This is a genomic window from Kitasatospora sp. NPDC088548, assembly GCF_044753005.1.
GTDB lineage: Bacteria > Actinomycetota > Actinomycetes > Streptomycetales > Streptomycetaceae > Kitasatospora.
Genome location: NZ_JBIVMI010000010.1, coordinates 94,274 through 114,628, shown reverse-complemented (window position 1 = coordinate 114,628; position 20,355 = coordinate 94,274). Strand labels below are relative to the sequence as shown.

Here is a 20,355-nt window from a genome sequence, read left to right as displayed (position 1 = left end):
GCGCGGGAGGGCTCACGAAGGACGTAGGCGTCAGAGCAGGCCGAGGGCCGGCATCAGGTAGTAGAAGGCGAAGACCGCCGCCACCCCGTAGAGCGGCACCGGGACGCTCCGGCCGCGGCCGGCGGCGAGGCGCAGCACGCAGAAGGTGATGAAGCCGAAGCCGATGCCGTTGGTGATCGAGTAGGTGAAGGGCATCATCACGATGGTGACGAAGGCCGGGATCGCGATCGTGTAGTCGGCCCAGTCGATCTCCTTGATCGAGTTGGCCAGGATCAGGAAGCCGACCGTGACCAGGGCCGGGGTGGCGGCCTGGGCGGGGACCATGGTGGCGAGCGGGGTGAGGAAGAGCGCGACCAGGAAGAGCGCGCCGGTGACGATGGACGCGAACCCGGTGCGCGCGCCCTCACCGACGCCCGCCGTCGACTCGACGAAGCAGGTGTTGGCGGAGGAGGAGGTCGCGCCGCCGGCGGCGGTGGCGATGCCGTCCACCATCAGGATCTTGTTGATGCCGGGCAGGTCGCCCTTCTCGTCCAGCAGGTGGGCCTCGTCGGCGACGCCGAGGATGGTGCCCATCGCGTCGAAGAAGCAGGACATCAGGACGGTGAAGACGAACAGGATCCCGGTCAGGACCCCGACCTTCTCGAAGCCGCCGAACAGGCTCACCTTGCCGACCAGGCCGAAGTCGGGCGCGGCGACCGGGTTGCCGGGCCAGGACGGGACGGTGAGGCCCCACTTCAGGGCGGGGACGTCGGCGATCTTGTCGATGACCACGGCGAGGCCGGTCATCGCCACGATGCTGATCAGGATCGCGCCGGGCACCTTGCGGACCAGCAGGACCAGGGTCAGCAGCAGGCCCAGCACGAAGATCAGCACGGGCCAGCCGAGGAGGTGCCCGTTGGCGCCGAGCTGGAGCGGGACGGTGGTGTGGGCGGCGTCCGGGATGCGGCTGACGAAGCCGGAGTCGACCAGCCCGACCAGGCTGATGAACAGACCGATACCGATCGCGATGGCCTTGCGCAGGCCGAGCGGCACGGCGTTCATGACCCGCTCGCGCAGACCGGTGGCGACCAGCAGCATGATCGCGAAGCCGGCCAGGACCACCATGCCCATGGCGTCCGGCCAGGTCATCTTGGGGGCGAGCTGGAGGGCCACGATGGTGTTGACGCCGAGGCCGGCCGCCAGACCGATCGGGACGTTGCCGATCACACCCATCAGCAGGGTGGTGAGGCCGGCGGTGAGCGCGGTGGCGGTGACCAGCTGGGCGCTGTCCAGGTGGGCCCCGGTCATGTCCGTGGCGCTCGCCAGGATGATCGGGTTGAGCACCAGGATGTACGCCATCGTGAAGAAGGTGGCGACACCGCCCCGGATCTCGCGCGGCAGGCTGGAGCCGCGCTCGGAGATGCGGAAGAAGCGGTCCAGGGTGCCGTTCGGGGGAGTGGGCACCGTGGGGGCAGGCTCGGGCGACTCGGTGGTCGGCTGGGCCGTTGACATGGGCGTGCGTCCTCTTGTGGGGGCTGAGGAGAGGGGAGACACCCGGAGCGACGGTGGCCGGGCGGCCCGGCGGGGCGGACGCAGACACAGTCGCGCTGAGCATGGCACGGCCAACCGGAACCTCAAGTATGAATTCCCCGATCGCACACGCGCTATCTTCGCGCGTAGAACGACGGGGCCCGGCGGGGTCTCGGACAACCGGGCGCCGCCCCGTACGCTAGGCCCCATGCCCAAGACGCCACTGCACCCCTCTCCCCCGCCGCTGGAGGCCAACGACGTCGCCATCGTCGGCGGCGGCACGGTGCTGTGGTTCGTCGCCTTCCTGGTGCTGCTCCCCTTCCAGGGCACCCTCTCCGAGCAGGGCCACGGCAACTGGCCGTGGATCTGCCTGTCCGGCGCCGTCCTCGGCCTGATCGGCCTCTGGTACTGCCGCGCCCGCCGGGCCGCGATCGCCCGCGACCGCGCCGCCGCGGCCGGGGCGGAGGCCGGACAGGCCGACGGGGAGAACGGCCAGAACCCGGCCACCCGGTCGGACTGAATAGTCCTTTAGTAGCACGCACCGGACATAAGGCGCCCGTAGAGTCGGTGCCATGACGCACCCAGCGCATCCCGAGGAAGAGACGCCCGGAGACCGGCCCGACGGCGCCCACCCACTCGGGCTGCTGCCCGGTCGGCGAGGCGGGCTGACCTCCGCCGAGGTCGCCGAACGGGTCGCGCGGGGGGACGTCAACGACGTGCCCGTCCGGTCCAGCCGTTCCACCCGGGAGATCGTCCGGGCCAACGTCTTCACCCGGTTCAACGCGCTCATCGGCGTCATGTTCGGGATCATCCTGATCGTCGGACCGCTCCAGGACGGCCTGTTCGGCCTGGTGATCGTGGCCAACACGGCGATCGGGATCATCCAGGAACTGCGCGCCAAGAAGACCCTGGACAGCCTCGCGCTGATCGGCGAGGCCAGACCGCAGGTCCGCCGGGACGGCACGGTCCAGCAGATCGCCGTCGGCGGGATCGTGCTGGACGACACCGTGCTGCTCGGCATCGGCGACAAGGTGATCGTCGACGGCGAGGTCACCGAGGCCGACGGCCTGGAGATCGACGAGTCCCTGCTCACCGGCGAGCCCGACTCCGTCCTCAAGCAGCCCGGCGACCAGGTGATGTCCGGCAGCTTCGTGGTGGCCGGCGCGGGCGCCTTCACCGCCACCAAGGTCGGCCGCGCGGCGTACGCGGCGCAGCTGGCCGAGGAGGCCAGCCGGTTCACCCTGGTGAAGTCGGAGCTGCGCAGCGGTATCAACAGCATCCTGCGGTTCATCACCTGGCTGCTGGTGCCGACCGCGATCGGGCTGATCATCAGCCAGCTGGCGGTCGAGGGGCGCGACTGGCGGGAGGCCGTTCGCCGGATGGTGGCCGGCATCGTGCCGATGGTGCCCGAGGGGCTGGTCCTGCTGACCTCCGTCGCCTTCGCGATCGGGGTCGTCCGGCTCGGCCGCAAGCAGTGCCTGGTGCAGGAGCTGCCCGCGATCGAGGGGCTGGCCCGGGTGGACACCGTCTGTCTGGACAAGACCGGCACCCTCACCGAGGGCGGCATGGACGTCATCGACCTGCGCGTCCTGGCCGACGGCCAGGGCGGCCAGGACGCGCAGGAGGACCAGGAGGACCAGGAGGACCAGGCCGGCCGGAGCGGCCAGGGCCGCCCGGACGAGGCGGAGACGATCAAACGGGCGCTCGCGGTGATGGCCGGCGCCGACGCCCGGCCCAACCCGTCCATGCAGGCCGTCATCGACGCCTACGGCAGCGGCGACGGCGCCGGCAGCGGCGACGGAAACGGCACCGGCGGCAACACCGCGGCCGGCGGCTGGCGCGTGATCGAGGCGATGCCGTTCTCCTCCGCCCGCAAGTGGAGCGGCGTACAGCTGCTGGAGCCGCAGGGCGGCGAGGCCAGCTGGCTGCTCGGCGCGCCCGACGTCCTGCTGCCCGCCGGGCACCCCGCCCTCGCCGAGGTGGACGAGCTGGGCGCCAAGGGCCTGCGGGTGCTGCTGCTCGGCCGCACCACCGTCCCGCTGGACGCCCCGGACCCGGCCGCCGACCTCCGGCCGCTCGCCCTGGTGGTGCTCCAGCAGCGGCTGCGCGAGGACGCCGCCGACACCCTGCGCTACTTCGAGGGGCAGCAGGTCCAGGCCAAGGTGATCTCCGGCGACGCCGCCGTCTCGGTCGGCGCGGTCGCCTCCCACCTCGGCCTGCCCGGCGCCGACCACCCGATGGACGCCCGGACGCTGCCCGCCGAGCCGGAGGAGTTCGCCGACGCCGCCGAGCGGACCACCGTCTTCGGCCGGGTCACCCCGCAGCAGAAGCGCGAGCTGGTCGGCGCCCTGCAGTCGCGCGGGCACACCGTGGCGATGACCGGCGACGGCGTCAACGACGTGCTGGCGCTCAAGGACGCCGACATCGGCGTGGCCATGGGCACCGGCAGCGACGCGACCAAGGCCGTCGCCCAGATCGTGCTGCTCGACGACTCCTTCGCCACCCTCCCCTCGGTGGTCGCCGAGGGCCGCCGGGTGATCGGCAACATCGAGCGGGTGGCCGGCCTCTTCCTGGTGAAGACGGTGTACTCGGTGCTGCTCGCCCTGCTGGTGATCTGCGCCCACTCGCCGTACCCGTTCCTCCCCCGCCACTCCACCGTGCTCTCCACCCTCACCATCGGCGTGCCGGCCTTCTTCCTGGCGCTCGCGCCCAACAGCGAGCGGGCCAGGACCGGCTTTGTGAAGCGGGTGCTGCGGCTGGCCGTCCCGGGCGGGATCATCGCCGGTACCGCGACCTTCACGGCGTACGCGCTGGCCCGGTCCGACCACGCCACCGACCTCAAGGCCGACAGCAGCGTCGCCACCCTGACGCTGTTCCTGGTCGCGATCTGGGTGCTGGCGATCGTGGCCCGCCCGTACAACTGGTGGCGGCTGCTGCTGATCGGGACGATGGGCGGGGCGTTCGCCCTGGTGCTGCTGGTGCCCTGGCTGTCGGACTTCTTCCAGCTCTCGCTGGTCGGCACCCGCGACCCGCTGGTCGGCGTCGGCATCGCCGTGACGGCCGGTCTGATGCTGGAAGTGGTCTGGCGGATCATGCGGCGGAAGTCGGCCGAATAGCGGATGATGGCCCCGGGAAGGGGGCCGAATGGCGCGCGGTGGCAGGGAGCTGGAGGCGTTCACCGCCTTCCTCGGCGGAGTGCTGACGGTCGGGCTGCTGGCCCTGGCGCTGGCGGGGATCGGCGCGCTGATCGAGCCGGCCCCCTGGCAGCGGGACGCGGCCAAGGTGCTGATGGTGACGGCCTGGCTGAGCAGCACGGTCGGGATCTACCGCCGGCTGCTGCCCCGGGCCGGCCGGCGCCGCCCCGGGCCGGGAGACGACCGGCCGTAGGGCCAGGGCACCGAGGCCGACCGGCGCGGCAGTTGACCGGCCCGGTGCGCCAGGAACCGCCAGGAGCCCGCGTCAGCCCTCGAAGTCCCGGGCGGCGGACAGCTCGTAGGCCCGGTCGGGCTCGGTGAGCGCGGCCAGCACCTCGAACCGGCGGTGCCACTGACCGACCGACCAGGCCAGACCGGCCGCCAGCCCCTCCGGAGTGGCGGCGTGCAGCAGCCCGGGCACCGGCGGCAGCTCGAACTCGTCGTCCTCGTCCGCCGCTTCGGCCTCGTCCGGGTCGTACGGCGCCTCGGGGGTGTCCGCCGAGGTGTCCCAACGCCAGTCCACGGCCGCCTCGTTGCCGTCCGGGCCGACCACCAGCAGCTCGTCGTGCTCCTCGTAGGCGACCGGGCAGCCGGGCAGCAGCTCGCGGACCACGGCCGGAACGCGGTGCAGCCGGCCCTCGGAGAGCACCCGGCCGCCGGCCACCTCGCTGGCGAGCGAGACGTGCAGCCGCTCGGCGAGGTCGGCCGCGAGTGCCGGGGCCACCGGCAACAGCGGGTACGGGTGCAGCAGTTGGACCAGGTCGGGGGCGTCGGCGACGACCGCCTCGGTGGCGTCGACGATCACCGTGTGCGCCGGGCGGCGGCCGGTGTCCGGATCCAGTGGCGGCAACGCCCGCACCACGTCCAGCGGGTCGATCCGCTCGACCGGCACACGGGCCAACGCGCTGTGGATACCGTGCAGTTGGCGGTGGCCGATCTCGGACGCCGGGTCGACGAGCCGGTCCAGCACCTCGTCCGGGCCGTGCGGTTCGGCCAGCAGCGCGGTCAGCGTGGTGCGCACGCCGAGCGCGTGCAGGAACTGCTCGTCCAGGCTGGTCCTGGCCTCCTCGTAGAGGCCGCGCAGCAGCGGGTCGGCCCCGGCCGCGCGCAGACCGGCCGGCTCCCGGCCGTCCAGCACCGGGTGGTCGCGCAGCCACCAGGCCGTGTACGGCGGCAGGTCGGTGTAGGAGCCGTCCGGCAGCAGGGTGCGGACGGGGTTGACCACCGCGTCCCGGTACGGCGGCCGGGCGAGCGCGGCCAGCGCCTGCGGCCAGGCGTCGTCGTCCACCAGGTCGAGGTCGCGGACGGCCAGCAGTTCGGCGGCGACCGGCGGGACGCCCGCGGTGTCGGCGTCGTCGGCGTGCAGCGCCTCCAGGGCGTCCTCGGCCCATTCGGCCAGCCCGTCGGGCGCCTCGTCGAGCAGCCCGGTGGGGTGGCCGCCGGCGGCGCGGTCGGCGGGGACGGTCGGGTCGAGCCGCTCCAGGTCGTCCGGGTCGAGCACCACGTCCTCGGCCCTGACCAGGACGAAGTCGGCCAGCACGCCGACGGCGGTGAGGACTTCGGGGCCCCAGCGGTCCAGCAGCTCGTCGTCCACCCACCCGGCCTCGTCCTCCCGGGCGAGGGCCGCGAACGGGCTGTCGGGCAGGATCAGCTCGCCCGCGCGGGCCGGCTCGCCCTCGTCGTCCAGCAGCGCCAGCCGGGCCAGCCACGGGTGTTCCCCGGCCGCCGGGGCGGCCGCCCTGACCAGGGCGAGCACCGAGTCGGCGAGGTCCACGGCGGCGTCCAGGTCGTCCTCGGCCAGCTCGTAGGAGCGGGCGACGGCGGCCCGCACCTCGGGGGTGTCCAGGACGCCGGCCGGGGTGGCGGTGGCCGCACCGAGCCTGGCGAGCAGCGGGTGGGCCGCCTCGGGGTGGGCGAGCCGCAGGTCGAGCAGGGCGAGCGCGCCGGCCAGCGACTCGGGGTAGCCGGGGTAGGCGGCCCAGTCGGCGTCCTCGGAGGGCAGCAGGACGCGGCGCGGACCGGTGACCGTCCGCCCGTCGGCGAGCGGGACGGGCAGCGCGCCGAGCGCCTCCGGGTCGGCCGCGCCGAGCGCCGCGTACAGGTTGCGCCACCAGGCGGGCTCGCGGTCCAGACCGCCGAGCTGGTCGACCACCTCGGCGAGCGGGACCCGGCGCACGTTCAGCACCCGCAGCTCGCTGCGGCGCTCCAGGCCGGCCGGCAGCAGCCCGGGGAAGATCGGCGCCAGCGCCTCGACCACCGAACCGTCCGCGCCCTCCAGCAGCGTGGCGTCCCGGGGGCGCAGCGCGGGCGTGCCCTCCTCGACGGGCGTCGGGTGCGGCAGGAACGGCGTGCCGGGCAGCCGGCCGAGGACGGCGGCCCGCAGCGCGTTGTCCAGCGCGCCCTGGCCCAGCGGGCCGGGGACGAGGCCGAGCGAGCCCAGGTCGCCGCCACGGGCGCGCAGCAGGTCGGCGTAGCAGTCGGCGGCGCGCTCGGTGAGGAAGTCGGCGAGCGGGCCGGGGGCGACGTGCCGACGGGTGGAGTCCAGCGGGTAGGAGGCGATCAGCAGCGCGGGCAGACCGAGCGGCTCGTCGCTGGGGGTGGGGGCGTGCAGCACCGGTTCGATGCCGGTCGGCTGCGGGGTGCCGTCGGCGGCGACCGGGACGGCCCAGGTCACCGTCCAGTGCGGGCGGGCGCGTTCCTCGGTGGGGCGGTCGGCGAGCAGCGCGGCGTCCAGCGGGCCGGAGGCTCCGGCGGTCTGCCAGACGGTCCGCCGGGACCGCCCGCCGGCGTCGTCGGTGACGGTGACCTCGACGACCCCGTCCGGGCGCGGCTCGGCGGCGGAGCGGGTGAGCGTGCGGGTGCCGTCCGGGGTCTCCACCACGACCTCGGCGAGGCCGGGGAGGGTGAGCAGCAGGGCGTCGTCGATACCGGCCAGCAGCCGGCGGGTGAGGTCCTCGGCGGCGGCGTCGCGCAGCGGCAGGACGACCACGGTGTCGTATCCGTCGGGGGCCGGGCCCTCGGCCGCGAACGGCAGCCGCAGCAGCGGCACATGGCCGTCCCGGCGGCGCAGCTCCTCGGCCAGCGCGGGCTGCTCCTCGGCCAGCGCGCGGGCCTCGCCCAGCGACCAGCGCACCCCGCCTGCGGCGCCGAGCACGGCGGGCTCGTCGGTCACGGCGAGGACGGCGGCGAAGCCGACGCCGAACCGGCCGACGGTGGGCGCCTCGGGGCCGGCCGCGTCCCGCTTGGACGAGGCGCGCAGGGTGGACAGCGACTCGACGGCGGCGGCGTCCAGCGGGGCGCCGGTGTTGGCCGCGGCGAGCACACCACCGGCGAAGGTGAGCCGCAGCCGGCCGGGACCGCCGCCGGCCCGGACGGCGGCGTCGGCGGCGTTCTGCGCCAACTCGACGACCAGCCGGTCGCGGTAACCGCCGAGGGCGAGCTCCTCCTCGGCGTTGGCGTCCTCCCGGAACCGGGCCGGGGAGGCGGCCCAGGCGTCCAGCACCCGGCGGCGCAGCCCGGCACTGCCGAAGAGGTCCGCGAGGTGTCCGCCCGTGCCGCTGCCGATGATCCGAGGTTCCACTGGACCTGCCACCTTCCGCCGCCCTGTACTTCGTACGGGGGCATTCTTCCCTGCCCCGGGCAGTGCTCCCGACCGCGACGGGCTCCGGCACACCGGCCGCGCCCCCGGGGGCCGCACCCGCCGGGCCGGACACGCCGCGGCCCGCCGCACCTCGGGGGTGGGCGGGCCGCGGGCGGTACGGGCTCAGGAGTGACCGAGCTCCTCGGCGGGGGCGTCCGGCTCGACCGAGCCCGACAGGCGGTCCGGGTGGAGCTGCAGCGGCTCGACCACCAGCTCGTCCAGGATCAGCTCGGACGGCGCCGGCGGGGCCGGGATGACGGCGGCCTCGGAGTGCCCGCCGCAGCCGTACGCGAAGGAGACGATCTGGCCGTCGGCCGGGCCGAACTCGTTGCCGCAGACGCCGAAGGCCTGGCCGAGCGAGCCGCCGATCGGGATCAGGAAGCCGCAGCTGTTGCAGGAGGCGGGGGCGGCCTGTGCCATCGGGGTCTGCGCGCCGTGCGTCTTCTCCCAGCGGTCGGCGGCGAGGTGCAGGCCGAGCCGGGAGAGCACCCGGCTGCGGCCCAGGCCGAGCTCCTCGGCGACGGCGCTGATCTGGGCGCGGGCCGGGGCGGGCTGGATGTGCGGGTCGGTGACGACCACGTCCTCCTCGGCCGCCAGCGCGACCGCGGAGTTCGGCGCCAGTTCGTCCTCGCCGGTCCAGCCCGGCTCCAGGCGCAGGTCGTCGGCGTCGGTGGGGAGCAGGTCGCCCGGGCCCATGTCGCCGGGGCGCAGCCGCTCGCTCCACGGCACCCACTGCGGTGCGAGGACGGCGTCCGGACCGGGCAGCAGCACGACCTCGTCCAGGGTGACGTTCTTGGCGCGCGGGGCGCGGGCCACGGTGACGGCCCAGTGCCAGCCTCGGTAGGCGGCGTCGAGGCACTCGAAGGTGTGGGTGACGACGCGGTCGGCGTCCGCCTGGACACCGAGGTGCGCCCCTACGGTTTCCGGTCCGACGGCCTCGTCCGCTGCCTGCCGGGCGAGTTCGACGGCCTCGGCACAGAGCCGATCGGGGGTACGGCTTCGCATCGCAGCACTCACGGCGTCGATTCTCTCCCAGTTCTTCTGTTGCCCACGGCGTGTTGCATGGTCCGTCGCGGCTTGGTGTCCCTCGTCCATTCTGCGCGACCACGGGCCGCTGCGGGTACCGGCCGCGCCGCCCGTCCGTCCGGCCGGCACCGGCGGGGCCTTCGGGCGGACCTTGGGCAGGCTACCCGCCGGGCGGCCACCCGGCACAGTCCGGGGCGTCCGCCGGGGCCGATCGGGCCGCGCCGAGCGGAGCGGAATCCCGCGTTGCGTTCCCGATTCTGGGGCAGGATGGGCTTGTGGCGGACGAACACCCGTCGCAGCACGCACTGCGCCCCTCGCAGGCAGGCAGCCCCGACGAGGCGGACGCCGTGCCGCGACAGCAGTCTTCGGCCCTCGGCGCGGGTGAACCGCCGCCAGTGGGCGCATCCGGGGCGCCCGCACCCGGCCGGCGCCCTGCGGGCTCTCCCGCGGATCCGGCGGATCCCGCCGCGCCGGACGGGACCGACGAGGCCGACGGGGCCGACGCGACCGAGGGACCCCGCCGCAACTTCCTGGTCCGCTCCGCCTCCGCCGCCGGCGTCCAGACCGGGCGGGTGGTGCACGGCACCGGCCGCCGGATCCGCAAGGCGACCTCCGCCGAGGGCGCCGGCGAGTCGGGCCTGGCCAAACTGATCGAACTGCACGCGCTGAACTCCTTCGGCGACATGCTGATCACCGTCGCGCTGGCGTCCACCATCTTCTTCTCCGTGCCGACCGGCGAGGCCCGTGGCCGGGTGGCGCTCTACCTCCTGATCACCATGGCGCCGTTCGCCGTCCTGGCCCCGGTGATCGGCCCGCTGCTGGACCGGCTGCCGCACGGCCGCCGGGCCGCGATGGCGATGTCGATGCTGGCCCGCGCGGTGCTGGCGTGGACGATGGCGAGCACGATGGCGGGCGGTGGGCTGGCCCTCTACCCGGAGGCGCTGGGCGTCCTGGTGGCGTCCAAGGCGTACGGGGTGGTGCGCAGCGTCGTGGTGCCCCGGCTGCTGCCGAGCCGGCTGTCGCTCGTGAAGGCCAACTCCCGGGTCACCCTGGCCGGGCTGCTGGCCACCGGCGTCGCGGCGGGGGTGGGCGGGCTGCTTCATCTGATCGGCCCGGGCTGGCCGCTGCGCGGCGCCTTCCTGGTCTTCGTGATCGGCACCCTGATGGCCTTCCACCTGCCGCACGCGGTGGACTCCGCCAAGGGCGAGCAGCGCGCCGTCCTGCACGCCGAGGCACCCGGGGGCACCCTGCCGCCCGCCGACGGCGGGGCCGCCGCCGTACAGCCGCCGAAGGCCACCCTGCGCACGGTCGGCCCGTCGGTGATCCTCGCGCTGCGGGCGATGTCGGCGCTGCGCTGGCTGGTCGGCTTCCTGGTGATGTTCCTGGCGTTCCTGCTCCGTGACGATCCGGTCGGCGGCCTGCGGCCGACCCTGGCGCTCGGCCTGGTGGCGCTGGCGGCCGGGACGGGCAACGCGCTGGGCTCGGTGCTGGGTTCGTGGCTGCGCACCCGGGGCACCGAGGCGACGATCACCGCGATGATCCTGCTGGCGACCTGCGCGACGGCCGCGGCCGCGCTCTGGTACGGCGTGGTGACGGTGGTGGTGGTCGCCGGGGCGGCCGGGGTGGCGGCCTCGCTGGGCAAGCTGGCGCTGGACGCGCTGATCCAGCGGGACGTCCCGGAGGCGGTGCGGACCTCGGCCTTCGCCCGCTCGGAGACGCTGCTCCAGCTGTCCTGGGTGGCCGGCGGCGCGGTCGGCATCCTGCTGCCGCTGGACGGCGCGCTGGGGCTCTCGGTGGCCGCCGGGGTGGTCGGCGTGGTGCTGCTCTGGACGGTCCGCAGCCTGTTCAAGGTGGGGCTGCGCCACCGGGCGGCCACGCCCCGGGTCGCCTGAGCGGGGCTCCCCCGCCCGGGTACAACACGCGGTTGCCGACCCCCGCGTAGCGTGACCGGCAAAGCCCGGTAGCCTCTGACGCATGAGCCTCAGCACCCGTGTCATCGCCGCCGTCGGCGCCGTCGTCGTGATCGGCGCCGGCACGGTCGGCGGGTCCATCGCCTACGCGACGGGCCAGACCGCGCCCAGCGACCACCGCGCGACCCTCACCGTCGGTACCTCCTCGACCGAGGCGGAGCCGTTCTGCTTCAACGACGGCAAGCCGCTCACGGACCAGCAGCAGGAGGACTGCCAGGACAAGGCGAGCAAGGCCCTGGACGAGGGCAGGCTCCCCAAGTCCGACGTGGTCGCCAGCGACCGGATCGGCGTCGGCGTGACCCCGACCGTCTCCGACCGCGGCTGGTGGGCGAACACCAACGGCGGCCAGACGAGCCAGGGCGGCCGCTTCATCCTGGCCTCCTCGGCCAAGAACTCGACCTTCTCGGGCATGGTGCCGGCCTCCAAGGCGCTGAACGCCTCCGGCAAGACCCTGATCACCGTGGTCGAGGCCGACCCGAAGCAGCCCGACGCCATCTACGGCGTCTGGTACTTCCAGCTGAACACCAAGGACGCCTGACGGTCACCCGATGACCGCACACGCCTTCCCCGACGAGCGGTCGAGCCCCGAGCGGGCCCGGCTGCTCGTCGTCGTCGCGGTGCCGGCCGAGGCGGAGGCGGTGCTGCGCGGCCTGGCCGGTACCGCCCGCCCGCTGCCGGTACCGGGCGGTGAACTGCACCGCGCCGAGCACTCCTCGGGCGTGACGGTGGACGTCCTGGCGGGCGGGGTCGGACCGGCCGCCGCCGCCTCGGCCGCGTCCGCCGCGCTCGGCGCCCGCCGCTACGGGCTGGCCGTCTCGGCCGGCATCGGCGGCGGTTTCGCCCCGCACGCGCCGGTGGGCGCCACCGTGGTCGCCGACGCGATCGTCGCCGCCGACCTGGGCGCCGAGACCCCCGAGGGCTTCGCCGACGTCACCGAACTGGGCTTCGGCACCGTCCGGCACACCCCGCCCGCCGCCGCCGTGGCCCGCGCCGCCGAGGCACTGGGGGCCGTCACCGGCACCGTGCTCACCGTCTCCACGGTGACCGGCGGCGCCGACCGCGCCGCGGCCCTGACCGCCCGCCACCCCCGCGCGGTGGCCGAGGCGATGGAGGGCTTCGGGGTGGCCGAGGCGGCCGCCCGGCACGGGGTGCCGGTGTTCGAACTGCGCACCGTCTCCAACCCGGTGGGCCCGCGCGACCGGGCCGCCTGGCGGATCGGCGAGGCGCTGGCCGCGCTGGAACGGGCCTTCGCCGAACTCCCGTACCCCGAGCTGCTCAAGGAGGCCGGCCGTGGCTGAACGGCTGAGCATCGCCTACTCGCCCTGCCCGAACGACACCTTCGTCTTCCACGCCTGGGCCCACGGCCTGGTGCCGGGCGCGGAGGCCCCCGAGGTCACCTTCGCGGACATCGACATCACCAACGGCCTCGCCGAACGCGGCGAGCTGGACGTCCTCAAGATCAGCTACGGCGCGCTGCCCTGGGTGCTGGACGAGTACACCCTGCTGCCCTGCGGCGGCGCGCTCGGCCGGGGCTGCGGGCCCCTGGTGCTCACCCGCCCCGGCCCCGCCGGCGAGACCCCGGAGCCGGCGGACCTCAGCGGCCGGACCGTCGCGGTGCCCTCCGAACGCTCCACCGCCTACCTGCTGTTCCGGCTCTGGGCGGCCAGGGCGGTGCCCGGCGGGCTCGGGAAGATCGTCGTCCTGCCGTTCCACGAGATCATGCCCGCCGTCCGGGACGGCCGGGTGGACGCCGGCCTGGTGATCCACGAGGCCCGCTTCACGTACCGGCAGTACGGGTTGCACAGCCTCGCCGACATGGGCGAGGCCTGGGAGCGGGAGACCGGCCTGCCGATCCCGCTCGGCGCGATCATCGCCCGGCGCTCGCTCGGCGCCGAGCGGCTGCGGGCGATCGGCGAGGCGATCCGCGCCTCCGTCCGGCAGGCCTGGGCGGACCCGCGGGCCGGCCGGGAGTACGTGCTGGCGCACGCGCAGGAAATGGATCCGGCCGTCGCGGAGCAGCACATCGGGCTGTACGTGAACGAGTTCACCGCGGACCTCGGCGAGGAGGGTTACGCGGCCGTGCGCGCACTGCTCACCCGGGCCGCCGCCGAGGGGCTGGTGCCCCCGCTCGCCCCGGGCGCGCTCGACTTCTGAGCGGTCCGACGCCCGACCGGTCCGACGCCCGACGGACCGGGCGCCCGACCAGCCGGGCGCCCGGGCGGGGCTACACGTCGAACTGGTCCGCCACCGCGCGCAGCAGGCCGGCCAGCTTCTGGCCGGTCGGCTTGGCCGGGTAACGGCCGTGCTGGAGGCCTGGCAGCACCGCGTCCAGCGTGGTGATCAGGTCCTGGACGATCGGCGCCATGTCGTCGGCGCTCTTGCGCTGGGCGGCGGCCACCGACGGCAGTGCGTCCAGCAGCTGCACGGCCATCGCCTGGTCGCCCCGGTGGCCCGCGACCACGCCGAACTCGACCCGCTGGCCCGGCTTCAGCGCGGTGACACCGGCGGGCAGCGCCTTGGTGTGGACGAAGACGTCGCCGCCGTCGTCGCGCGACAGGAAGCCGAAGCCCTTCGTCTCGTTGAACCACTTGACCTGGCCGGTGGGCATCTCGAACAGTCCTCGATGTGGGTGTGAGGGATCCCGGCCCTGGCCGGGGATCACTGGGTGGTGGGAGGGCGGGCCGACCTTCCGTGCACGCCCGGTGGGCGCTCGTGGTCAGCACGCTGTAGAAAGCAGACTAACGGTCCGTCACTGCCTCATCCGCGTTCCGCGAAAGATCCGTGCGGGGCTCTGACGGCCACGGGTGACCCGGTACTGGCATGGCCGGGGCGCGACGCGGCGCAGTCCACTGGCTCACACCCCCGGTCTGAGGAGACGGGGCGCACTTGTCGCACCCCTCGGCACAGCCTGCATACCCCCGCTCAACAGGGATCAAAACTCCCAGCTGCCGGGAAACTGCACAACGTGACCGGACCGCCCGTCCGCGAAGCGGTCCGCGGGCCGGTCGGACCGGACGCCCTGCCGGGTCGGACCGGACGCTCCGACCGACCGGTCCGGGCGCTCTGCCAGACTGGGGGAAGGACCGACCGCAGAGGAGCGACCAGAGTGAGCAGCCAGAGCGCCGACCACGGCGACGCCTACGTCAAGGCCGGAGCGATCGTCTTCGGGCTGGGCGCGCTCGCCACCCTGGTCACCTTCGTCCCGCTGTTCCTGCACCTCACCCCGCTGCCGACGGCCGCGTACTGGCTGAGCATGCTGATGCCGCTGGGCTTCCTGCTCGCCCTGGCCGGCCTGCTGCTCTCGGCCCGCGCCCAGCGCCGCCGGGTCGGGACCTGACCGCCCGGCGGCACCCGCTCCGGCCCTGGCGCTAGAGCGTCTCCGCCAGGTGCCCGGCCAGCCAGGCCGGGAACTCCGTCAGGTCGGCCAGCACCACCTCCGCACCCGCCGCCAGCAGTTCGTCCGCGCGGTAGGGGCCGGTGGCCACGCCCACCGCGACCGCGTCCGCGTGCCGGGCGCCCCGGATGTCGCCGAGGTGGTCGCCGACGTAGACCGTCGCACCGTGCTCGCGCAGCGCGTCGCCCTTGGTCTCCGCCCACAGGTCGCCGGCCAGCGCGTCGGCGTGCAGACCCGCGTGCTCCAGGTGCAGCCGGGCGTTCGGCTCGTACTTGCCCGTGATCACCGCGACCCGGCCGCCGTGCGCGCGGACCGCCTCGACCGCCGCGTGGGCGCCGGGCAGGGCGACGGTGGGGGCGAAGGCGTGCTCCTGGTAGAGCGTGCGGTAGCGGTCGGCGATGCCGGGCAGCCGGTCGGCCGGGAACCAGTTGCCCAGTTCGTCCAGGAGCGGCGGGCCGAGCCGGGTGACCACCAGGTCGGCGTCGATGTACGTGCCGGTCTCGGCCGAGAGCGCGAGATAGGTGGCCCGGATGCCGAGCCTGGTGTCGAGCAGCGTCATGTCGAGGTCGAAGCCGACGGTGAGCGGGGCGGCAGGCGGGGTCGAGGGCATACTGCCAGGTTATCCAACCCGTCCACCATGGACACGGGGGTGATTTGCCCCGGCTTCTCCGCGGAACTTAGGTTTGCCTCAGTTATCTGCGAGAGAGAGCCATGACCGACACCACCGCGCCCGGCAAACGGCGCCTGCTGCGCCGCCGCGCACTGTGGCTCGCCGCCGCGCTGACCGTGCTGGTCGCCGCGGTGCTGCTGAGCCTGGCGGTCGGCAGCCGCACCATCCCGTTCAGTGAGACCGTCGACGCCCTGCTGCACGGCGGGGACAGCACCAACGCCGTGGTCGTCCGCGAGCTGCGGGTGCCGCGGACGGTGGTCGGCCTCGCGGTCGGCGCCGCGCTCGGCCTGGCCGGCGCCGTCATGCAGGGCATCACCCGCAACCCGATCGCCGACCCGGGCATCCTCGGCGTCAGCCAGGGCGCGGCGGCCGGCGTGGTGGTGGCGATCTCCGGGTTCGGGATCTCCTCCCTGACCGGCTACGTCTGGTTCGGCTTCGCCGGGGCGGTGATCGCCACCGTGCTGGTGTACGGGCTGGCGGGGCGCGGGCGGGGCGGGGCGACCCCGATCAAGCTGGCGCTGGCCGGCTCCGCGATGTCCGCGTTCATCGCCTCGCTCAACACCCTGGTGCTCACCACCGACGCGGCCACCATGGACCGGTTCCGCTTCTGGCACGTCGGTTCGCTCTCCGGGCGCACCGCCGACGTGGCCTGGCAGCTGATGCCGTTCCTGCTGGTCGGCACGGTGCTGGTGTTCGCGGTGGCGCGCGGGCTGGACGCGCTGGCGCTCGGCGACGACACCGCCAGGGGGCTCGGCGCGAAGACCGGGCTGGTCCGGGCGGTCGGCGCGCTCGGCGCCACCGTGCTGACCGGTTCGGCGGTCGCCGCGGCCGGCCCGATCGCCTTCGTCGGCCTCGCCGTCCCGCACGCCGCCCGCGCGGTGGCCGGCGCCGACCACCGCTGGGTACTCGCCTTCTCCGCCGTGCTCGGCCCGGCGCTGCTGCTGCTCGCCGACGCGCTCGGCCGGGTGCTCTTCCCGCCCTCCGAGGTGCCTGCCGGTGTGATGACCGCACTGGTCGGGGTGCCGGTGCTGGTCGCCCTGGTCCGCCGCCGGAAGGTGGTGGCGGCATGAGTTCCGTCGCGCTGCGGGGGTACACCGTGCTGCGGGCCGGCCGCGCCTCCTTCCTGCTGCACCGCCGCTCCGCGTTCGTGGCCACCGGTCTGCTGCTGGCGCTGGCCGTCACCGTCGTCGCCTCGCTCTGCCTCGGCGAGTCCACCGCCTCGCCCGCCGAGGTGGTGAAGGTGGTGCTCGGGCAGCCGAGCGCGCACCAGTTGGTGGTCGGCGAGTTCCGGCTGCCCCGGGTGGTGGTCGGTCTGCTGGTCGGCACCGCCCTCGGGCTGGCCGGCGCGCTGATCCAGACCGTCGCCCGCAACCCGCTGGCCAGCCCAGACGTGGTCGGCGTCTCCTGGGGCGCCACCGCCACGGTGGTCGGCCTGATGGCGTACGGCGTGGTCGGCTCCACCGGCCAGGTGCCCTACGCGGCGGTGGCCGGCGGGCTGGTGGCCGGCCTGCTGGTGTACGCGCTGGCCTGGCGGCGCGGCCTGCACGCCCAGCGCTTCGTACTGATCGGCATCGGCATCAGCGTCGCGCTCTCCTCGCTCACCTCGGTCTTCCTCACCAAGGGCGACGGCTTCCAGGCGCAGGCCGCCAAGGTCTGGATGACCGGCAGCCTCAACGGCTCCGGCTACGACCAGGCCGGCTGGCTGGCCCAGGTGCTGCTGGCCGCCGTCCCGGTGGCGCTCTGGGCGGCGCGGGCACAGCGCTCGATCTCCTTCGACGACACCACCGCCGTCGGGCTCGGCCTGCGGCTGGACCGGATCCGGCTCGGCATGGCGCTGCTCGGCATCGTGCTGGCCTCGTGCGCGGCGGGCGCGGCCGGGCCGGTGGACTTCGTCGCGCTGATGGCCCCGCAGATCGCCCTGCGGCTGGCCCGCTCGGCGCAGATCCCGCTGCTCTGCTCGGCGCTGACCGGCGCGCTGGTGGTCGTCCTGGCCGACCTGCTGGCCCGACGGCTGCTCGCGCCCACCGAACTGCCGGTCGGCGTGGTGACCGGCCTGGTCGGCGCGCCGTACCTGATGTGGCTGCTCGTCCGATCCCGCCGTGGAGGTTCCTGATGCCCGATCACCTGGTGCCCGCCGCCCCGGCGCCCACCGGCCCGGCGCCCGACCACCGCCTCGAAGCCCGGGGCCTGACCCTCGCCTACGAGGCGCGTACCGTCGCCGAGGGGCTGGACCTGCGGATTCCCGACGGCAGGGTGACGGTGATCGTCGGCCCGAACGCCTGCGGCAAGTCCACCCTGCTGCGCGCGCTCGGCCGGCTGCTGAAGCCCGTCCGGGGCGCGGTGCTGCTGGACGGCGCCGAGCTGGCCCGGATCCCCACCAAGCGGATCGCCCAGCGGATCGGGCTGCTGCCGCAGTCCCCGACCGCGCCCGAGGGCATCTCGGTGGCCGACCTGGTCTCGCGCGGCCGCCAGCCGCACCAGAGCTGGTGGCAGCAGTGGTCGGCGGAGGACGAGGAGGCGGTGGCCGAGGCGCTGGAGCGGACGTCGACCGCCGAGCTGGCCGAACGCAGTGTGGACGAGCTCTCCGGGGGCCAGCGCCAGCGGGCCTGGATCGCGATGGCGCTCGCCCAGGGCACCGACATCCTGCTGCTGGACGAGCCGACCACCTTCCTGGACATCGCCCACCAGGTCGAGGTCCTGGACCTGGTACGACGGCTCAACGTCGAACGCGGCCGGACGGTGGTCGCCGTGCTGCACGACCTCAACCAGGCCGCCCGGTACGCCGACCACCTGGTCGCGATGCGGGACGGGCGGATCGTCGCCCAGGGCACGCCGGGCGAGGTCGTCACGGCGGAGCTGGTGCGGGAGGTCTTCGGGCTGGACTCGGTGGTCGTGCCGGACCCGGTCACCGGCACACCCCTGGTCGTCCCGGGCTCGCCGTGGGCGGTGAAGGCGGACGCCTGACGGCCACGGCACGGCCACGGCACGACCGGCGGGGGGCGCGCCACAGGCCGCAGACGAGGACGCATAGCATCATTTCGGACATAATCGACGCGCCGCCGCCCGTTCGCCCCCGTCCGAGGACCGCCGATGCCCCCGATCACCCGCCGTACCCTGCTCACCGGGCTCGGCGGCGCCGCCCTCACCGGGTGCACCGCGCGGCGCGGCACCCCGCTCGCCGACAACGCCGCCGGTGTCCTCTCCCCCACCCCGCTGCCCGCCGTCACCGTCAACACCGCGATGGGCCCGGTGACGGTACCGGGCGCGCCGATGCGTGTCGTCACCCTGGACACCGCCGAACTCGACTCCGCGCTGACCCTCGGCATCACCCCGGTCGGCGCGGCCCGGGCAGCCGTCGACCCCACGTTCCCCGACTACTGGCCCGCCTCCCGGGTCGCCGGGATCACCCCGGTCGGCGCTCCCGGCGCCCCGGACCTCGACGCGATCCGCGCCGTGCGTCCCGACCTGATCCTCTCCAACCAGGCCCGGGACGGCGACCGCTACGACACGCTGCGGCAGATCGCCCCCACCGTCCTCACCCAGACCACCGGCGCCCCGTGGAAGGCCAACGTCCAGTTGCACGCCCAGGCGCTCAGCCGTCAGAACGCGGCCACCGCCTTCGCCGGCGCCTACCAGCGGCACGTCTCCCAGGTGATCCAGGCGCTGGCCGGCGCCAAGGCGTCCGGCCGGAAGATCAGCCTCGTCCGCTTCGTCGAGGGCGGCGGCATCCGGCTGTACGGCAAACAGAGCTTCCCCGGCACCCTGCTCACCGACGTCCAACTCGGCCGCCCGGACGCCCAGAACGTCGACCAGGCCGACATCGAGATCCCCCTGGACCAGATCGCCAGGGCCGACGGCGACCTGCTGCTCTACGCCACCTACGGCAACCCCGGCCGGGCCGGCACCACCGCCACCCTGGCGAGCCCCGGCTGGCAGGCCCTCGGCGCCGTCCACGCCCACCGGGCCTTCCCCGTCGACGACCAGCTCTGGTTCCAGGGCATCGGCTACACCGGCGCCAACTTCGTCCTCGCCCAGCTCCAGCGCTTTCTGGGGGCGTAGGCCTGGCCGGCCGCGTGCCGCCCGTCCGGCTCCACCCGTGATCGGCGCGGACGGGGACCGGCGAGAACAGCCGGGAGGCGCGGCACGCGAGGCCCCGGCCTCAGCCCTCCGTCCGGGCCGCCCGCCGCATGGTCACCCCGAGCAGGAACAGCGCGGAGAGCACCGCCGCCACCCGCAGCGCCCCGGGGGCCGCGGACCAGGTCACCTGGCCGACCTGCTCGCCCGGCTGAAGCGCCTCGCCCCAGCGGCCCTGGGCGCGGCCCCAGAACCAGACGGTGGTCGCGCTCATCGTGATCAGCGGAATGCCGAGAATGGCGAACTTACGGGTGAAGTCGGTCAGTTGACGGGACAGGTAGCCGAGCGCCCAGCCCACCAGCAGCGCCGGGACCAGCCCGACGACCGCACCGCCGACCAGCGTCACCGAGGACAGCAGGAGCAACGGCGACGGGCGGCGGCCGGCCAGCACGCTCTGCCGCGGCGCCCCCGCCGGGGCCCCGCCGCCCTCGCTCCCGGACTTGGCCCTGGCCTTCCTCTTGTTCCTGCGCCCGCCCTTCCCCGCCGCCTTCCCCGCTGCCGTCTCCTCGGCCGGCGCCGGGTCCGGCGTGTCCTCCGCGGGCGTCCGCTGTTCCGGGATCGGCTTGGGGGGCGCCTGCGGCGCGTCCGAGAAGTTGAGCATCACGAGGTCCCAGCCGCCCGGGTCCGCCGAGTACAGCTGCGACGCCGGCGGAGCGTCCGCACCGGCCGACGACCCCGCGAGCGGCCCCTCGGACGTCTCGCCGAACGGTTCCGACACCCTGGGCGGAGCCGCGGGGGCCGGCGGGACGGACGGCATCCCCGGCACACCGGGCGGCCCGGCCGCGTACACACTGTCCCCGTCCGCCGGCCCGCCTCCG

Annotated in this window: 18 protein-coding genes; 12 read left to right on the top strand and 6 right to left on the bottom strand. The window is 74.8% G+C overall.

The features are described 5' to 3' along the window. Nucleotides 1–30: 30 nt before the first annotated feature. Nucleotides 31–1,491 (bottom strand): NCS2 family permease, encoded by a 1,461-nt coding sequence (locus ACIP82_RS15390; RefSeq protein WP_363607897.1) that lies wholly within the window; start codon nucleotides 1,489–1,491, stop codon nucleotides 31–33. Between the two features lie 226 nt (nucleotides 1,492–1,717). Between ACIP82_RS15390 and ACIP82_RS15385 the strand changes: the two genes are divergently transcribed. From ACIP82_RS15385 to ACIP82_RS15375, 3 genes are read left to right on the top strand one after another with little or no spacing between them, the layout of a single operon-like run. Continuing rightward, nucleotides 1,718–2,029, top strand: a complete 312-nt coding sequence (locus ACIP82_RS15385) for a DUF2530 domain-containing protein (RefSeq protein ID WP_363607898.1) — start codon at nucleotides 1,718–1,720, stop codon at nucleotides 2,027–2,029. Between the two features lie 52 nt (nucleotides 2,030–2,081). Continuing rightward, the gene (locus ACIP82_RS15380; RefSeq protein WP_400653700.1) at nucleotides 2,082–4,625 is read left to right on the top strand and encodes an HAD-IC family P-type ATPase; all 2,544 of its coding nucleotides are present in this window, start codon (nucleotides 2,082–2,084) and stop codon (nucleotides 4,623–4,625) included. A gap of 28 nt (nucleotides 4,626–4,653) precedes the next feature. Next, complete coding sequence (locus ACIP82_RS15375; RefSeq protein ID WP_363607900.1) at nucleotides 4,654–4,896, top strand: hypothetical protein; 243 nt, start codon at nucleotides 4,654–4,656, stop codon at nucleotides 4,894–4,896. A 72-nt stretch (nucleotides 4,897–4,968) separates the two neighbouring features. Here ACIP82_RS15375 and ACIP82_RS15370 read toward each other — a convergent pair whose 3' ends face one another. Continuing rightward, nucleotides 4,969–8,283 (bottom strand): sacsin N-terminal ATP-binding-like domain-containing protein, encoded by a 3,315-nt coding sequence (locus ACIP82_RS15370; RefSeq protein ID WP_400653699.1) that lies wholly within the window; start codon nucleotides 8,281–8,283, stop codon nucleotides 4,969–4,971. 183 nt (nucleotides 8,284–8,466) lie between these two features. Further along, the gene (locus tag ACIP82_RS15365) at nucleotides 8,467–9,348 is read right to left on the bottom strand and encodes a DUF3027 domain-containing protein (RefSeq protein ID WP_363607913.1); all 882 of its coding nucleotides are present in this window, start codon (nucleotides 9,346–9,348) and stop codon (nucleotides 8,467–8,469) included. Between the two features lie 551 nt (nucleotides 9,349–9,899). Here ACIP82_RS15365 and ACIP82_RS15360 point away from each other — a divergent pair. The 4 genes from ACIP82_RS15360 (at nucleotide 9,900) to ACIP82_RS15345 (ending at nucleotide 13,493) form a co-directional block, all read left to right on the top strand. After that, on the top strand, nucleotides 9,900–11,261 hold the full coding sequence (locus ACIP82_RS15360) for an MFS transporter (RefSeq protein ID WP_400653767.1): 1,362 nt from the start codon (nucleotides 9,900–9,902) through the stop codon (nucleotides 11,259–11,261). A gap of 82 nt (nucleotides 11,262–11,343) precedes the next feature. Further along, nucleotides 11,344–11,877, top strand: coding sequence for a hypothetical protein (locus ACIP82_RS15355; RefSeq protein ID WP_400653698.1), 534 nt, complete (start codon nucleotides 11,344–11,346; stop codon nucleotides 11,875–11,877). A 10-nt stretch (nucleotides 11,878–11,887) separates the two neighbouring features. Further along, complete coding sequence (locus ACIP82_RS15350; protein WP_363607903.1) at nucleotides 11,888–12,637, top strand: futalosine hydrolase; 750 nt, start codon at nucleotides 11,888–11,890, stop codon at nucleotides 12,635–12,637. Beyond that, entirely contained in the window at nucleotides 12,630–13,493 is an 864-nt protein-coding gene (locus ACIP82_RS15345; protein ID WP_363607904.1) for a 1,4-dihydroxy-6-naphthoate synthase, read from the top strand. Before ACIP82_RS15350 ends, ACIP82_RS15345 begins: the two co-directional genes overlap by 8 nt. Nucleotides 13,494–13,563: 70 nt before the next feature. On the opposite strand, the gene ACIP82_RS15340 is transcribed toward ACIP82_RS15345, so the two are convergent. Then, the gene (locus ACIP82_RS15340) at nucleotides 13,564–13,947 is read right to left on the bottom strand and encodes a cold-shock protein (protein ID WP_363607905.1); all 384 of its coding nucleotides are present in this window, start codon (nucleotides 13,945–13,947) and stop codon (nucleotides 13,564–13,566) included. 498 nt (nucleotides 13,948–14,445) lie between these two features. Between ACIP82_RS15340 and ACIP82_RS15335 the strand changes: the two genes are divergently transcribed. Next, nucleotides 14,446–14,676 carry a hypothetical protein gene (locus tag ACIP82_RS15335; RefSeq protein ID WP_400653697.1) on the top strand — a complete coding sequence of 77 codons (231 nt, stop codon included), beginning with the start codon at nucleotides 14,446–14,448 and terminating at the stop codon, nucleotides 14,674–14,676. Between the two features lie 31 nt (nucleotides 14,677–14,707). On the opposite strand, the gene ACIP82_RS15330 is transcribed toward ACIP82_RS15335, so the two are convergent. After that, entirely contained in the window at nucleotides 14,708–15,343 is a 636-nt protein-coding gene (locus tag ACIP82_RS15330; RefSeq protein WP_400653696.1) for an HAD family hydrolase, read from the bottom strand. A 101-nt stretch (nucleotides 15,344–15,444) separates the two neighbouring features. On the opposite strand from ACIP82_RS15330, the gene ACIP82_RS15325 reads away from it, so the two are divergent. The 4 genes from ACIP82_RS15325 (at nucleotide 15,445) to ACIP82_RS15310 (ending at nucleotide 19,462) form a co-directional block, all read left to right on the top strand. After that, entirely contained in the window at nucleotides 15,445–16,473 is a 1,029-nt protein-coding gene (locus ACIP82_RS15325; protein ID WP_363612568.1) for an iron ABC transporter permease, read from the top strand. After that, entirely contained in the window at nucleotides 16,470–17,516 is a 1,047-nt protein-coding gene (locus ACIP82_RS15320; protein ID WP_400653695.1) for a FecCD family ABC transporter permease, read from the top strand. The genes ACIP82_RS15325 and ACIP82_RS15320 overlap by 4 nt, the downstream gene beginning before the upstream one ends. Further along, nucleotides 17,516–18,367: an ABC transporter ATP-binding protein gene (locus ACIP82_RS15315; RefSeq protein ID WP_400653694.1), complete on the top strand. Its 852-nt coding sequence runs from the start codon at nucleotides 17,516–17,518 to the stop codon at nucleotides 18,365–18,367. The genes ACIP82_RS15320 and ACIP82_RS15315 overlap by 1 nt, the downstream gene beginning before the upstream one ends. 126 nt (nucleotides 18,368–18,493) lie before the next feature. Continuing rightward, nucleotides 18,494–19,462 carry an iron-siderophore ABC transporter substrate-binding protein gene (locus ACIP82_RS15310; protein WP_363612574.1) on the top strand — a complete coding sequence of 323 codons (969 nt, stop codon included), beginning with the start codon at nucleotides 18,494–18,496 and terminating at the stop codon, nucleotides 19,460–19,462. A gap of 100 nt (nucleotides 19,463–19,562) precedes the next feature. Here the strand turns inward: ACIP82_RS15310 and ACIP82_RS15305 are convergent, their stop codons facing one another. Then, a complete protein-coding gene (locus tag ACIP82_RS15305) occupies nucleotides 19,563–20,255 on the bottom strand; it encodes a hypothetical protein (protein WP_363612576.1) in 693 nt (230 codons plus the stop codon). Between the last annotated feature and the right edge of the window lie 100 nt (nucleotides 20,256–20,355).